This is a genomic window from Oleiphilus sp. HI0061 (genome assembly GCF_001635675.1).
Genome location: NZ_LWFE01001112.1, coordinates 1 through 13,751 on the forward strand (window position 1 = coordinate 1; position 13,751 = coordinate 13,751).

The following is a 13,751-nucleotide window of genomic DNA, read 5'->3' on the forward strand; positions in this document are numbered from 1 at the left end:
CCTAGAAGCCTCATTTTTAGTTTATTTAATAAACAATCAAGCTAGCTCAAATTATATTAGGGAAGACCCGAAAGCCGACTTAACACTTTGTTAAGTTGGTTGTTCACCATCTACAGACATCACCCAGGAATTTGAAGCCAGTAACATTCGGCCAAACCAAAATCAACCTTCAACGGCAAGTTTTGGCACTTTGCTGACTAAGTTTGGGCAGGGTATTTGTAGGCTCTAGTCGAAACCGCTATTTCAGTAGGTCAGACTGCGTGCCAACTTTTACATATAAGTATTATGACTTTGTAGGCGGCCCGTCCTCGGGGCGCTTGCTGTGCCACGGGGCTTTCAAACGATTCCCTGGTTTCGGTTTGCGCGACTGGAGGCCCCGCCTACATAAGTATGGCTATTTTTCAATCGAGTCTGACCCCATTGAAAAAATGCTTTAAGGCATTTGGATTTGGCTTCCGCCTTGGCCCGGTACGACGATCTGAGAAGCCTGCTCACGACGCATTTCTTGAAGTTCTTTCATTGTATCTTCAAGCGACTTGTTTGCTGCTTCGCCAAAGTTAGCTGCCGCTTGACCCAGAGTAGAACCTTGAAGTTCGAAGTTCAAAGGAAGTGGTCCAGCTGGCGTCATCATTTGAGTGCTGCCGATAAACAGAACGGGTCTAGCGCTGTCTGCGTCGCCATTTGCATCGACAGGTGTCATGCGACGAATAGTGCCGACTTTGTTGTCTGTATAGACTTCTTCAAGATAAAGTTCATCAGGGTTCATGCTTATTTCAGGCGCGTTGTCGCTCATAATATTTCCTTAGTACGCTGTAGTCTGTATTGATGTGCCCGCTATCCTATCATGAAAATTGAAAAGCACGGGGCAATTTTGATAGGAAATAGCCAGCCTTTACTGGCGGCCTTGCTCAATCATAGTTCTCATTTGTTGGGCCTTGTCGGTATCGTTTTTCTTAAGGGCCGAGTCGAGTAAGTACCGGAGAATTTTTTCTCGCTGGATTTGCTTGAGATCGTCAGTTGCCTTGGAGGTTTTTTTAGCTAGTTTATCTTTTAGTATTTTATTGAGTAGGGATATAAACTTGTTTGTTATGTTCTGATCCAGGAAGGCTTCAATATCAAGAGGTAGAATAGCGTGGTGATCATTCACCCATAGTTTGAAGAAACGCTTGGCTTTAGTTTCTTCTCGCCCCTGCAGCTGCAATAGTAATTTACTATACAGTGCTCTGTAGGTCGTAACGGCTTCACTACGCTGCTCTGAGTTGTCATCAATTGTATCGAGCAGGCGCACCAGACGCTGGTGCATATGCTCCATTAGTTTGAGCATTTTGTCCGCGTCAGAATAGTGATCCAAAGCGTTTAGCTCGTCTAGAAAGCGCTCGATTTTTGCGAAAAAGTGTTTAACCTGCCGTTGGCTGAACAGTTTTTCAGGTTTGCGTGTTAACTCGGTTATCTGGCTTTTCAGTCCTGAGTAATCTAGTTCGCCTTGATTTAAGGATGCCCTGAGCACATAGCGTTCGAATAGCTCACTGTCCTTGCTCAATAAAGATAAGAACTCTTTTGCTAGGTTCTGTTTATCTTGACTAAGCAGGTAGGCAAGTACCCGGCTTTTGTCGGGGCCTTTGGCGAGAGATGATATTTGCTGGGTATTCCGGTTAACATGCAGACAGAGTGCTGCGCAATGTGGGCAGAAGTCAAAGCCATCAGACTCTGGACATTGGCAGGCACCTTCGACTGTATTATTCCGATAATTGAGCTTGACCTCAAAGCCATTTATTTTAGCTTTGGCAGTTGTCTTGTTTGACTCAAGCCCATCTATGAGAAACTGTTCCAGCTGCTGAAGAAGTTCATCAAACCGTAATTCACCAATCAACTTGGCAAGTTGTTCGTGGGGGATGATCGGCGGGTGTTGATCTTGTAAGGGCATCTAATCTAATTATCCAGGCCGAGAGAGTCTGCAGACATGATATGAGCGCTTTCTTCCTCTTCGCTATATTGTATGACCAGTTTGCCTTGCTTTAGCGCCTGTTGCACCTGAGACTTTCTTGTTTCCAAAGGGGCTTCGACATCATTGAGTCCCCAGTCTCTTAAACAATAGTCGTTTATTAGGCCATCTAATGCATCCGGGCTTAAAAAAGAGGGGTCGATAATCATGTTAGAACCTGGTGCATAAGAGTATATGTTTTACTTATTCCGGCTAAGAAAGCTTGGCACTCATACGTACCCTGGATTTATTTGCACGAGAACGCGTTGTACGTTTTCTCTTGTCTTGACCAACTTTAAGAACTTGCACTGGAACGCCGTTCAATACAGAGGTGCCGCTCAGTTTGTCTACATACCTGTCGTCTGTTAGATCATTGACACTAACCCCGGGCCGCTTGCTTGCAACAGATAGCATTGAGCCTTCGCGCTGGTGCCCCCAGCCGTGAGGAATGCTGACAACGCCCGGCATGATATCTTCAGTTAACTCTACTTCAATCTCAAGCTGTCCAACTCTGCTACTTACGTGAGCGAGTTCTCCGTTTTTAAGTTGTACTTGTTTCGCGTCGTCAGGGTGGATCATCAGAGTACAGCGATTTTTACCTTTTACCAGGCGCCTGCTGTTATGTAGCCAGGAATTGTTAGAGCGGACGTGACGCCTGCCAATTAATAAGAGTTGTCCGTTTTCGGCTTTGTGACTGTCAAGCAGTTGCTCGCCGCGTTTACGTAGGCGAGTCATATCTTTTAAGTAAGTATTCGGTGCGAGTCGAATTCGTTTCTTCACGCTGTAGAGCCGTTCGGGTAGGCGAGATTGCAAGGGGCCTAAGTCGATACCGTGAGGGTAATTAAGTAAAGAGCTAACACAAAGGCCTTTGCTCAAACTTCTGTTTTGAGAACCGTAAGGGCTGAGATCCAGAATCTTCCGGGCTGGGTGTTTGCTTGGTAAGAACCCCTGTAAGGCATCGACCAGGAAACGCCCTGCTTGGCTAGTGCCAGGGAGCTGCGTACCATAAGGGCCGGTACGAAGGATGATATCCAATAAGCCGTCGGGTCCTAAGCGCTTCAGTGATTGGTAAGAAAATTGTTCACCAATAATTTGCTTAATATTGCCTTTGCCAAGTCGGTGCTGAAGCTCAAGCGCTATTTGCCAGTCATGACGAGCAGACTTATCTACCTCGAATAAGGCGGGTGAGTATTTAGCGACATTCCGAACACCAAGCAGGTTAAAAACAATATCATAATGAGACTGCTCCAAAGGCGCAGTCGGAGGCAGGATAATATCGGCATGCTTTGAGGTTTCATTGATATAAAAATCAATAGAAACCATGAAATCCAGCGAATCGAGGGCTTGATCAAGGTGCTGACCATTCGGGCTGCTGAGCACAGGATTGCCAGCCATGACGATCATCATTTTTATCTGCTCATCACTAGGCAAGAGGATTTGGTCAGCCATGGTGCTGGCAGGCAATTCTCCACCAAATTCCGGTAGACCTGAAAGGCTCTGATAACGATTATAATGGCCTTTTTGGCCTGTCCATGCTGCTAGCTCAACCATATCTGCTGCGGGTTTGCTAAACATTAAACCGCCGCGCTCATCCATATGGTTTGTCAGAATATTTACCACATAAACTAACCAGGTCGCCAGGCCACCAAACTCCTGAGTTGAGGTGCCCATTCTACCGAACAGGCAAGCCCTTGGGGTGGTAGCCAGTTTGCGGGCTAGTGTTCTGATATCTTCGGCGGTAACACCTGTAATGCTGCTCACGTGCTCTGGGTTGAAGTCGGACGAGATAAGCTGTATTTCGGCGATCCCTTCAAGATGGCTTGATAGCCGGCCTGTCTCGATTAAATTCTCATTAAATAAAGTGTTAATAATTCCGAGTATCAGGAAGGCATCGGTACCGGGTTTGATGAATAAATGCTCGGTACTTGTTTTGACTGTTTCAGTCTTTCTTGGGTCAAGTAGAATCACCTCACCGCCACGCTTAATGATTTTCTTGAGCCTTGCTGAATAGTCAGGCGCGCTCATTAAACTACCATTTGATGCTGCCGGATTACTGCCGAGAAGAATAAACAAATCCATATGATCAATATCAGGCACTGGGAATAAATATTGATTCCCAAACAGTTCCAGATTTGCCTGCATATGCGGTAGCTGGTCATTGGAGGTGGCAGAAAATTTATTGCGGGTACGCAGTGCTTTCAGCAGCATTGGTGCAAATAGAATATTGCCGTGATGATGGGTGTTCGGATTACCAAGGTAGGCACCTACAGCATTTTTACCGTGCTGTTGTTGAATATCACCAATTTTGTTTGCAACTAAATCAAACGCTCTGTTCCAAGTGATGGGTTTCCAGCCATCTTTGGTTTTTAGCTGTGGAACTTTAAGCCGGTCCGGGTCTTCTTGTATATCTTTTAAGGCGAGCGCTTTCGGGCAAATATGGCCTTTGCTTAACGGGTCATCAGGATCGCCCTTTATAGAGATAATCTGTGCGTCTTCAACTTTGATCGCGACACCGCACATTGCTTCACAAAGGTTGCAGGTGCGGTAATGAGTAAAAGCGTCTGAGCTAGGCATAGATTTGATCCGTCATTGAATGGGTGCTAAGAGTGAATGTACACCACTATTGTTGTTATTGAACAGCTAGTCAGGATTATATGCCTGCCATAAACGAGAAGTCTAGACGATTAGAACTATTCATAGACTTACTGCTTTGTGAATCCCGCTTTGTTGCCTCCTTAATGATTTGGGCTTGGCTATTGTGCTAGGCTTTCGTCTGCACAATATATGAACTTCTCCATTTGAAGATGACCGCAGCAACTGTAGGGTAGGCTAGCAATGAATAAAACAATCGTAATAACCGGAGCCAGTGATGGTATTGGCAAGGCCTTGGCATGGGAGATGGCAAAGCGAGGTTATGATCTTGGTCTTAGCGCACGTAGAGAAACCCTGCTGCAATCATTAAAAGCCGAGATCCATAAAGCCTACCCTGAAGCAAGGATAGAAATAGCGCCGCTTGATGTCACTGATACTTCGCAGGTGGATGAGGTGATTAAGGGCTTTCAATCTTCTTTGGGGCGTTTAGATATGATCGTTGCTAATGCCGGGATTGCCCGCTCAGGCAAAGCCGAGATTGCCTCTTTAGATGACCAGCTCGCCGTAATCAATACTAATCTAAATGGTGCTATCGCTACCGTCAGGGCTGCGCTTAAAGCATTCCGGACCCAAGGTGGTGGGCATATTGTGGCAACCGCTTCCGTTGCGGGCTATCGAGGTTTACCACGAAATGCTGCGTATTCTGCTTCAAAAGCGGGTTTGGCTACCTATATGGAGGCGGTTAGGCTGGAGACCTTAAATGACAATGTTGATGTGAGTGTCATTAACCCCGGTTTTATCGATACGGAAATTAACCGTAGTTTGCCCAGCAGGCCCTTTGTTATCAATGTAGAGCAGGGCGCTAAGCAGTTTGCCGATCTGGTTGAAAAGAAAGTTAAAGCTTCTACCCTTCCTCGAATGCCTTGGGCGATTGTTGCGCCTCTTATGCGTGTTTTACCGGATTCTCTGATTGCTAAAATGTAGTTTTGGTTACTAGTCACTTATGCGCTCGAAGGTCGCCGGGGTTGAACTGATCGGTGGGTGAATCTGGAGTGCGTGATGATCGTGAAATTGATTTATCTCATTGGCTGGTCGTGGCAGTGCCAGCCAGTCCTTCACCTTTGATGCTTCGATTAACAAAGGCATTCTATGGTGATAAATTCCACAATTAGGGTCGGCTTCGCATGTGAGGGTAACAAGCTGGAAGCCACCTGAGTTCAGTGGAAATAGTATTCCTGCCATAAACAGAACGTCGTCTATTGCCGGTGAAAAACGGTGTTTTATTTTGTGCCCGGGCTCTCCTGTCCATTCAAACCAGGCCGAGCAGGGTACTACGCAACGGTGTAGTGCATAAGCAGAACTAAAGGTCTTCTTGGTGGCGACGGTTTCTGCCTGAGCGTTGAATATGGTGTGATGTGCCCAGTGAGGGTTGATCCCCCAGAGAGCAGGCGTTTGCGATAGCTTCTCATGCTGATAGTGAAGGCAGGCGACCTCTTGTGAAGGGCGTTGGTCATGATTGTTTATGGCATGAAAAAGTATATGAAATGCTTCGAATACGCCTGTATCGACGATCGCTTTGTCTACTTCAAATCTTCCACACATGTAAAGGAGCCTCTGCCTGAAACTAAGCTTATTACCTTATTGGAATATTATCATAGGCTGTGATGAAAAATTAACGAAAAGTCAGAGGCAAATTACTGATTCCCTTGATTTAGATCTGACCTTCAGCATATTTTTTAAAAAATGCAAAAGCAGTGTCCGGCGCTTCTTTAATAAATACGCCAAGCGTGAAGCCGTCCGGAGCGATCGAGGTGTGTTTGATCTCGCCCAGTACTTTGAACTCCATTTTCTTGCCATTGTAGAAAGCGGCAATTTGAAGTAGCACCAAAGCATCTTTTCGGAAGTCTACGGGGCTTACCAGTGAGGTTCCACGTTCAGAGATGTCTTTCGTTTTACATTGAACGACTTGTTTCTTGCGGGTTGTAATTGTTGCACGCCAATGGGCTGAACGCCTTGTGTATTGACGGCGCTCGGCTCCGTCATTCAAAGCTTCCGCCGTAATTTCCTGAGTGTTTTCAAGAGCTTCTGTAATCTTCTTTTTATCGGGCACTATGTGAAACTTCCTGGTCAGAGTTGGCGAGGAGTTAACAACAATAGTCTAGAGCTGCGGAAGTATCAATGTCTTGATAGTAATTATATGTGTCTTTTGTTGGCTGCTTTGACGCAAAAGGCGGGCATAAAAAAGCGCCTACAATGAGGCGCTTTTTAGTTTGTTTAACTCGAGATTAGTCGCGAGTAAACTCTGGGTAAGCTTCCATACCACACTCAGAGATATCAACACCTTCGTACTCTTCTTCGTCAGTTACTCGGATGCCCATGATTGCTTTAAGAACGCCCCAAACAATCAAGCTACATACGAATACCCAAACAAAGATCGTTAGTGCACCAACCAGCTGGCCAGCGAATGTAGCGTCAGCGTCTGATAGAAGTACTGCGAAGATACCCCATAGACCTACTACACCGTGTACCGAGATTGCACCAACAGGATCGTCAAGCTTAAGCTTATCAAGTGTTACGATTGAGAATACTACGATAACACCACCGATCGCACCAATGATCGTTGCTAGTAGTGGAGAAGGATCAGCAGGCTCTGCAGTGATCGCAACCAAACCTGCTAGTGCGCCGTTCAATGCCATTGTAAGGTCAGCCTTACCGAATAGAATACGTGCAACGATCAATGCAGCGATCAAACCACCTGCCGCAGCAGCGTTAGTGTTCAAGAATACGCTTGCTACTTCGTTAGCTACTTCGATACCACCCAGTTTAAGAGTAGAACCACCGTTGAAACCGAACCAGCCCATCCACAGTATGAATGTACCTAGCGTTGCTAGAGGAAGGTTCGCACCTGGGATAGCGTTAACCTGACCGTTAGCACCGTACTTGCCTTTACGAGCACCTAGCATGATAACACCAGCCAATGCTGCTGCAGCACCTGCCATGTGAACGATACCTGAACCAGCGTAATCGCTATAGCTACTGAGGTCGTACATACCGAACACAGAGTTACCACCCCAAGTCCAGCCACCTTCCATTGGGTAGATGAAACCCGTCATAACAACTGCGAATGCTAGGAAAGCCCAAAGCTTCATACGCTCAGCAACCGCACCCGATACGATAGACATTGCCGTTGCAACGAATACGACCTGGAAGAAGAAGTCAGAAGCGCCTGAGTAAACAGAGTCACCGCCGAAGCCGTTTTCAGCAGAATCTGCTAGAGCTTGAGCAACGTCTATAGTTGCAACGCTGTCAGTACCTGATAGGAAGAAGCCGCCGCCATACATGAACTCGTAACCACAGATTAGGTACATGGTGCATGATACTGCAAACAGTGCAACGTTCTTGGTTAGGATCTCAGTGGTGTTCTTGGCGCGAACCAAGCCTGCTTCCAGCATGGCAAAACCTGCTGCCATCCACATAACTAATGCGCCGCACACCAAGAAATAAAAGGTGTCCATTGCATACTGCAATTCATAAATGTTGTTCATTACGTTTTCCATAAGGAAATCTCCGTACTGTATTCTAAAAAATTAGTTGCTTAGTGATGAATGAGATTTAAACCGCATCAGTGCCGGTTTCACCGGTACGGATTCGAATAACTTGCTCAAGCGGTGAAATGAAAATTTTACCGTCACCAATTTTGCCGGTATTAGCTGCTTTGCTGATAGCTTCAACAACTTGGTCAACCAAGTCGGAACCAATGGCAACTTCAACTTTAACCTTAGGAAGAAAGTCAACAACGTACTCAGCGCCACGGTATAATTCCGTGTGACCTTTCTGACGGCCGAAACCTTTAACTTCAGTTACGGTAATACCTTGTACGCCAATTTCAGACAATGACTCACGTACATCGTCCAGCTTAAATGGTTTGATTATGGCAGTTACGAGTTTCATGGATATCTCCTGTGCTGTCGCTGCAATATTTACTAGTTAAAAAAATGTGTTTTAGTTCTTGTTTGCTATTCAAAATGAAAAACGAATCTCTCATTCGGAATAACAAATCTGATCGGTATATAGCAGGGGGTGTGCCAGTTTGAAAAAAAGCTTATATAACAGTTACATAAGATTAAGTGTTATTGTTGAGTGGTGGTTTTGTTGTGGTCTTGTGGTGCGGGCTTGGATTTGGCGCACCATAATGACGCAATATCTGATGCGGGTTGGCGGCGAGCGCATCTCTTTGGTGATTTTTATAGGGGGAGGATCTGATTATTTGAAAATAGATCTGTCCTTTTTAGGGTTGTGGGTTTCGCTGGCAGGGCGTGTTAGAATAGCTCTTTTGTTTGATGTAGAAAGAATGTCCCAGGCATTCCAAGGAGCGTTTGTTGCTTAGCCCTCAAGAAGTACTTAACACCATCCACGAACAGGTTAGTCAGATATTACCTGACGCCGGAAAGTCGGCTCAAGAGGATCTGACTGCGCAACTGAAAATTCTTATTAATGGTGTCATTTCCAAGCTGGATTTAGTCACTCGTGAGGAGTTTGAGACTCAGCAATTGGTGCTGGAAACAACACGCGCCAAATTGGAACAACTAGAAAAAGATTTTGCTGAATTAGAGAAAAAGTCAGCTTGATTTAATGACGAACAGATGGAACTTGTTCGTTCTTGCACTGTACTTATGCAGTGCTTGCACTACTGAGGGGCATAATGCTGCTGATCTAAAATGGCGCAATAGTTAATACAAAGCGTATTAATGAGGCGCTTTCCGGTCTACCTGATACAGCTCCTTACCTTCTTAAACAGATATGAACTTAGCAAAGGAATGCGATGTCGTTATCTATTATCTATACCCGGGCTCAGCTCGGTGTCGATGCACCTTTGGTGACAGTCGAAACTCATCTCTCAAATGGTTTGCCATCCCTAGCGATTGTTGGGCTTCCAGAAATGGCTGTTCGAGAGAGCAAAGAAAGGGTACGCAGTGCCTTAATCAACTCTGGCTTCGAATTTCCGAATCGGCGTGTGACCATTAACTTGGCGCCTGCAGACTTGCCTAAACAAGGGGGACGATATGATCTGGCAATTGCTATTGGAGTCCTGGCTGCGACAGGTCAAATAGACTCGGAAAAGCTTGGTGAAAGTGAGTTTATTGGTGAGCTGGCCTTAACCGGAGACTTGCGCCCGGTTGCCGGTGTATTACCCACGGCTATTGCCAGCGTAAAAGACGGCCGATGTTTATTTATCCCATATGGTAACGCTGATGAAGGGAAAATGGCTGGCAGCGATACAATTTTCCCCGCACGCCATTTGAGCGAAATTTGCCAGCACCTTAAATCACCCGGTGTTTTGCAAGCCCTTTCTTATGAAGAAATGATTTTGGAAGACGAAAAGCAGCCGGATATGGCTGATATTAAGGGTCAGTTCCAAGCGAGACGTGCTTTGGAGTTGGCAGCAGCTGGACGCCATAACCTATTATTCTACGGCCCTCCAGGGACAGGCAAGAGCATGCTGTCCTCTCGCCTGCCAAGTATTCTGCCACGCTTAAGCAATGCTCAGGCAGTGGAGGTGGCCTCAATCTATTCGCTGGCGGGTATTCCCAGAAAACCGGGCTTGATGATGCAAGCGCCTTTTCGTTCTCCTCACCATACAGCTTCTTCCGTATCGCTCGTTGGTGGTGGCGCACAGCCAAAGCCTGGTGAAATATCCTTATCCCATTATGGTGTATTGTTTTTGGATGAGTTGCCAGAGTATGCACGCTCGGTGCTTGAAGTACTTCGGGAGCCGATTGAAAGTGGGGAGATCAGAATTTCCCGAGCCAGTGCGAGCCTGACATTTCCGGCAGACTTTCAGTTAATTGCAGCAATGAACCCATGCCCTTGTGGCTATAGCGGCCACCCTACAGTGAGTTGTACTGATACCCCCCAGCAGATAAGTAACTATCGGCGGAAGTTGTCGGGCCCCTTATTGGATCGCTTCGATTTGCATGTCGAAGTGGCGAGTCAACCTGCATCGGTTTTACTTGGCAAAGCTCAGGCTAGTGAGTCTTCGAATGAGGTACTGGCTCGCGTGAGCAAAGCCCGAGACGCGCAAATCACCAGGCAGGGCAAGCTTAATAGTGCGCTTGAGGGTGGGGAGATTGCAGAACATTGTGCCATGCAAGACGATATGCGCACTTTTCTGGAGTCCGCCATGGATAGGATGGCTTTGTCGGCAAGGGCGGCTCACCGGATTCTTAAAGTCGCGCGTACTTTGGCAGATTTACAGGAAAGTGAGAGTATTCAAATGCTTCATTTAAGTGAAGCTTTGGCTTACCGGGGTTTGGATAGAAAGTCTGGTAGCTGAGTGCTATGTAAAGAAAAGTCTTTAAAGCTTATGGCGTACAGCTGTGACTTCCATCGCTTTATGAAATTGGCTAAGATGATGGCCTAAACTTACGCATCATAAATAAATAGCCACTTTTGAATGCGTGGTGAAGTGAGCGAAACTGCTGAAGGGAAGTTGAGGAATAGCTAATGATAAAAGCTGCGTTTCTAGTTTATGACCGCGCACTCTTTTCAGGGATAACCAGGCCCTATGAAATTCTGAAGGCCGCTAATGCAATGGCGCGCATGGCGCGGGAATCCAGGCCGCTTGAGCTGCATATGGTTAAGCTCGAAGATAAACAGCCTCAGGTTGCTGGCGATATTCCTTTAAATATCGAAGAGCGTATTGAATCTCTTGGTCATATGGACTGGATCTTTATTCCACCAAATTGGAGAGATCCGGTACATTTATTGAAACGTTATCCCAAGTTGCCAGAGATGTTAAGGCAGCGCTATGAGGAAGGGACTAACTTTATTGCCACAGGGGCCGGTGCCTATTTCTTGGCAGAAGCAGGCCTTTTAGACAAGACCCCTGCTACGACTCACTGGTTCTTTTTTGATAAATTTGAAAAGCGTTACCCTCACGTTGAACTAAAACGCCAGCACTTCATTACTTATGGTAACCGAATTTATTGTGCTGGCAGTATCAACGCGCTGTCAGACTTGGTCTTTCACTTGATTGGCCAGGCCTTTGGTTTGGAAAAACGTCAGTTAGCGGAGCGCCATTTTGCCCATGAAGTAGGCAGCAGCTACGACTTGCCTATGTTTTCAGTCGGACGAGCCGCGCATGCAGATGAAGATATTATCGAGATTCAGGCGTGGTTAAAGTCCTCGTGTCATGAAGATATTGATATTCCCCAGATGGCCGAAAGAGCAGGCATGCCAGTACGAACGTTTACACGTCGTTTCAGGCAAGCATTAGGCATGACACCGAATCAGTACCTTCAGGACTTACGCATTGAAAATGGCCGTGACTTATTGAAATCAACCGATCTAAGCATTCAGGATGTGGCTGAAAACGTTGGCTATAAAGATACGGCTTACTTTTCTCGGGTGTTTAAAACCAAGGTAGGGCTGACGCCAAGTGATTATAAGAAAATGGTGCGTCCAAAACTCTTCCAGTTAGATTAAAGAGTAATAATTTGGGACAAAAAAAGAGGAGCCTGTTTAGGGCTCCTATAATAGGGGTTTCTTCAAGGAAGACAGAATCACGATCGCTTCTTCGTGATCTGTAATAACAGTATAAGACTAAAATTTCCGTAATGTGGTTAAAAAGTGAGCTATATTTGTAATGATTCGTTATAACATGCTATCGCATGCCAAGAATTACTTACATAGCAGTCCTTTCACAACATTTAGCCTTGCTGTCGTAAGTTCAGACAATGGAAATGTAACTTGGTTCAAAAAAATAATAATACTTGATGAATCTTTTCAGATTTACGTGGTCTATTAGCATTCATCCCCTTACAAAAGGAAGACTAAACCGAGATGTCTCAGGCACCCAAAAAAGTCCTTTTTCTGTGTACCGGTAACTCTTGTCGAAGCCAAATGGCCGAAGCCTGGGTAAATACGATCAGAAATAAAGAGTGGCAAGCATACTCTGCAGGCATAGAAACCCACGGTATGAACCCTAATGCTGTTTCAGTGATGGGGGAACTTGGGGTAGATATGAGCAAACATTATTCTAAGCATATTGAAGAGCTCGAAGCGCAACAGTTCGATTTGATCGTGACAGTTTGCGGTCATGCTGCTGAACATTGCCCAAACTTATCGGAGTTCAAAGAGATTAAGCATGTTCCTTTTGATGACCCGCCATCGTTAGCGAAACTAGCTGCTAATCAGGAAGATGAGTTGGAGAGTTATAGGCGTGTGCGAGATGAAATCAGGGCTTTTGTTGAGTCGTCTAGCTTTTCTAGCTAAAGCGGCTTGAGATACCTTGATCTTTGCTCCATGCAGTCCTATTATGCGCGCTTTTTAATCAATACTAAGCTTCTTTAATAAACTGCATTTGCACTGACGTAACAAGGCTCAACATAATGACCGAAGAACATCAGGATTCCGCACAGACGGACGAAACTGACTCAAAAGAGACGAATACCAAAGGTCCTAAAATTGAAGTGGCTAACCTCAAGAAAAGGCCGATTAGAAGCTTCGTTGTTCGCAGTGGAAGGATGACCGCAGGCCAGCAAAGAGGCTTTGAAGAGTGTTGGTCAACGATGGGCTTGGAGTTAGCGAAAGCGCCTTCTGATGTTCGTGAGAGTTTTCCTCTTGCGCAACCTTTAGTGGTAGAAATTGGTTTTGGCATGGGTGCATCACTAAGTGAAATGGCTCATCAGGCGCCTAATGAGAACTATTTGGGGATTGAAGTTCATCGTCCCGGAGTTGGTGCGCTCCTAAATCAGGCGGGTGATCTAGGCTTGGAAAACTTACGAGTATTCTGCGCCGACGCCAACGAAGTGCTGGCACGGAATATTGCTGATGATTCCGTTAGTCGCCTACAGCTTTTCTTTCCCGACCCATGGCATAAAGCACGCCATAATAAACGTCGCCTTGTACAGAGCGAGTTTGCTGAGCGAATCAGGTCAAAGCTTGAAATCGGAGGTGTCTTCCATATGGCAACAGACTGGGAGCCTTACGCAGAACATATGATGGAAGTGATGGAAGCCGCGCCAGGCTATGAAAACGTGGCCGGAGCCGGGCAATACTCTGAACGCCCTGAAAACCGCCCCTTAACTAAGTTTGAAAAGCGCGGTCAGCGTTTAGGGCATGGTGTTTGGGATTTGCTCTACCGACGTATTGCTTAAATACATAGAGTCTTCATAAG

The 13,751-nt window shown here is 45.9% G+C and carries 15 protein-coding genes; 7 read left to right on the forward strand and 8 right to left on the reverse strand.

What is annotated here, in order from left to right:
• Nucleotides 1-433: 433 nt before the first annotated feature.
• From A3735_RS16245 to A3735_RS16260, 4 genes are all read right to left on the reverse strand, one after another.
• Nucleotides 434-793 (reverse strand): hypothetical protein, encoded by a 360-nt coding sequence (locus A3735_RS16245; RefSeq protein WP_068509277.1) that lies wholly within the window; start codon nucleotides 791-793, stop codon nucleotides 434-436.
• 99 nt (nucleotides 794-892) lie between these two features.
• The gene (locus tag A3735_RS16250; RefSeq protein ID WP_068509275.1) at nucleotides 893-1,924 is read right to left on the reverse strand and encodes a hypothetical protein; all 1,032 of its coding nucleotides are present in this window, start codon (nucleotides 1,922-1,924) and stop codon (nucleotides 893-895) included.
• 5 nt (nucleotides 1,925-1,929) lie between these two features.
• The gene (locus A3735_RS16255) at nucleotides 1,930-2,151 is read right to left on the reverse strand and encodes a YheU family protein (RefSeq protein ID WP_068509273.1); all 222 of its coding nucleotides are present in this window, start codon (nucleotides 2,149-2,151) and stop codon (nucleotides 1,930-1,932) included.
• A gap of 43 nt (nucleotides 2,152-2,194) precedes the next feature.
• Nucleotides 2,195-4,555, reverse strand: a complete 2,361-nt coding sequence (locus A3735_RS16260) for a molybdopterin oxidoreductase family protein (RefSeq protein ID WP_068509271.1) — start codon at nucleotides 4,553-4,555, stop codon at nucleotides 2,195-2,197.
• A 261-nt stretch (nucleotides 4,556-4,816) separates the two neighbouring features.
• Between A3735_RS16260 and A3735_RS16265 the strand changes: the two genes are divergently transcribed.
• Complete coding sequence (locus tag A3735_RS16265; protein ID WP_068509268.1) at nucleotides 4,817-5,557, forward strand: SDR family NAD(P)-dependent oxidoreductase; 741 nt, start codon at nucleotides 4,817-4,819, stop codon at nucleotides 5,555-5,557.
• A gap of 9 nt (nucleotides 5,558-5,566) precedes the next feature.
• Here A3735_RS16265 and A3735_RS16270 read toward each other — a convergent pair whose 3' ends face one another.
• From A3735_RS16270 to glnK, 4 genes are all read right to left on the reverse strand, one after another.
• Nucleotides 5,567-6,175 (reverse strand): SOS response-associated peptidase, encoded by a 609-nt coding sequence (locus A3735_RS16270; RefSeq protein ID WP_068509266.1) that lies wholly within the window; start codon nucleotides 6,173-6,175, stop codon nucleotides 5,567-5,569.
• A gap of 109 nt (nucleotides 6,176-6,284) precedes the next feature.
• Nucleotides 6,285-6,683: a PilZ domain-containing protein gene (locus tag A3735_RS16275; protein ID WP_068509265.1), complete on the reverse strand. Its 399-nt coding sequence runs from the start codon at nucleotides 6,681-6,683 to the stop codon at nucleotides 6,285-6,287.
• Between the two features lie 175 nt (nucleotides 6,684-6,858).
• Nucleotides 6,859-8,118, reverse strand: coding sequence for an ammonium transporter (locus A3735_RS16280; protein WP_231872228.1), 1,260 nt, complete (start codon nucleotides 8,116-8,118; stop codon nucleotides 6,859-6,861).
• A 67-nt stretch (nucleotides 8,119-8,185) separates the two neighbouring features.
• Nucleotides 8,186-8,524, reverse strand: coding sequence for a P-II family nitrogen regulator (glnK, locus tag A3735_RS16285; protein WP_068507212.1), 339 nt, complete (start codon nucleotides 8,522-8,524; stop codon nucleotides 8,186-8,188).
• Nucleotides 8,525-8,663: 139 nt separating this feature from the next.
• Between glnK and A3735_RS16290 the strand changes: the two genes are divergently transcribed.
• The 6 genes from A3735_RS16290 to trmB all read left to right on the forward strand — a co-directional run bounded on the left by A3735_RS16290 (nucleotide 8,664) and on the right by trmB (nucleotide 13,731).
• Nucleotides 8,664-8,960, forward strand: a complete 297-nt coding sequence (locus A3735_RS16290; RefSeq protein ID WP_156490560.1) for a hypothetical protein — start codon at nucleotides 8,664-8,666, stop codon at nucleotides 8,958-8,960.
• Nucleotides 8,953-9,201 (forward strand): accessory factor UbiK family protein, encoded by a 249-nt coding sequence (locus tag A3735_RS16295; protein WP_068509259.1) that lies wholly within the window; start codon nucleotides 8,953-8,955, stop codon nucleotides 9,199-9,201. Before A3735_RS16290 ends, A3735_RS16295 begins: the two co-directional genes overlap by 8 nt.
• Before the next feature lie 194 nt (nucleotides 9,202-9,395).
• On the forward strand, nucleotides 9,396-10,907 hold the full coding sequence (locus A3735_RS16300) for a YifB family Mg chelatase-like AAA ATPase (protein WP_068509257.1): 1,512 nt from the start codon (nucleotides 9,396-9,398) through the stop codon (nucleotides 10,905-10,907).
• A gap of 170 nt (nucleotides 10,908-11,077) precedes the next feature.
• Nucleotides 11,078-12,058: a GlxA family transcriptional regulator gene (locus tag A3735_RS16305; RefSeq protein ID WP_068509256.1), complete on the forward strand. Its 981-nt coding sequence runs from the start codon at nucleotides 11,078-11,080 to the stop codon at nucleotides 12,056-12,058.
• Between the two features lie 357 nt (nucleotides 12,059-12,415).
• The gene (locus tag A3735_RS16310) at nucleotides 12,416-12,847 is read left to right on the forward strand and encodes an arsenate reductase ArsC (protein WP_068509254.1); all 432 of its coding nucleotides are present in this window, start codon (nucleotides 12,416-12,418) and stop codon (nucleotides 12,845-12,847) included.
• Between the two features lie 116 nt (nucleotides 12,848-12,963).
• A complete protein-coding gene (gene trmB, locus A3735_RS16315) occupies nucleotides 12,964-13,731 on the forward strand; it encodes a tRNA (guanosine(46)-N7)-methyltransferase TrmB (protein WP_082865329.1) in 768 nt (255 codons plus the stop codon).
• Nucleotides 13,732-13,751: the final 20 nt, after the last annotated feature.

What these genes read in the sequence shown, in the direction of transcription:
- A3735_RS16280 (WP_231872228.1), bottom strand. Translation starts at nt 8,118, where the DNA reads ATGAACAACATTTATGAATTGCAGTATGCAATGGACACCTTTTATTTC.
- trmB (WP_082865329.1), top strand. Translation starts at nt 12,964, where the DNA reads ATGACCGAAGAACATCAGGATTCCGCACAGACGGACGAAACTGACTCA.
- A3735_RS16245 (WP_068509277.1), bottom strand. Translation starts at nt 793, where the DNA reads ATGAGCGACAACGCGCCTGAAATAAGCATGAACCCTGATGAACTTTAT.
- A3735_RS16250 (WP_068509275.1), bottom strand. Translation starts at nt 1,924, where the DNA reads ATGCCCTTACAAGATCAACACCCGCCGATCATCCCCCACGAACAACTT.
- A3735_RS16300 (WP_068509257.1), top strand. Translation starts at nt 9,396, where the DNA reads ATGTCGTTATCTATTATCTATACCCGGGCTCAGCTCGGTGTCGATGCA.
- glnK (WP_068507212.1), bottom strand. Translation starts at nt 8,524, where the DNA reads ATGAAACTCGTAACTGCCATAATCAAACCATTTAAGCTGGACGATGTA.
- A3735_RS16260 (WP_068509271.1), bottom strand. Translation starts at nt 4,555, where the DNA reads ATGCCTAGCTCAGACGCTTTTACTCATTACCGCACCTGCAACCTTTGT.
- A3735_RS16255 (WP_068509273.1), bottom strand. Translation starts at nt 2,151, where the DNA reads ATGATTATCGACCCCTCTTTTTTAAGCCCGGATGCATTAGATGGCCTA.
- A3735_RS16265 (WP_068509268.1), top strand. Translation starts at nt 4,817, where the DNA reads ATGAATAAAACAATCGTAATAACCGGAGCCAGTGATGGTATTGGCAAG.
- A3735_RS16310 (WP_068509254.1), top strand. Translation starts at nt 12,416, where the DNA reads ATGTCTCAGGCACCCAAAAAAGTCCTTTTTCTGTGTACCGGTAACTCT.
- A3735_RS16305 (WP_068509256.1), top strand. Translation starts at nt 11,078, where the DNA reads ATGATAAAAGCTGCGTTTCTAGTTTATGACCGCGCACTCTTTTCAGGG.
- A3735_RS16270 (WP_068509266.1), bottom strand. Translation starts at nt 6,175, where the DNA reads ATGTGTGGAAGATTTGAAGTAGACAAAGCGATCGTCGATACAGGCGTA.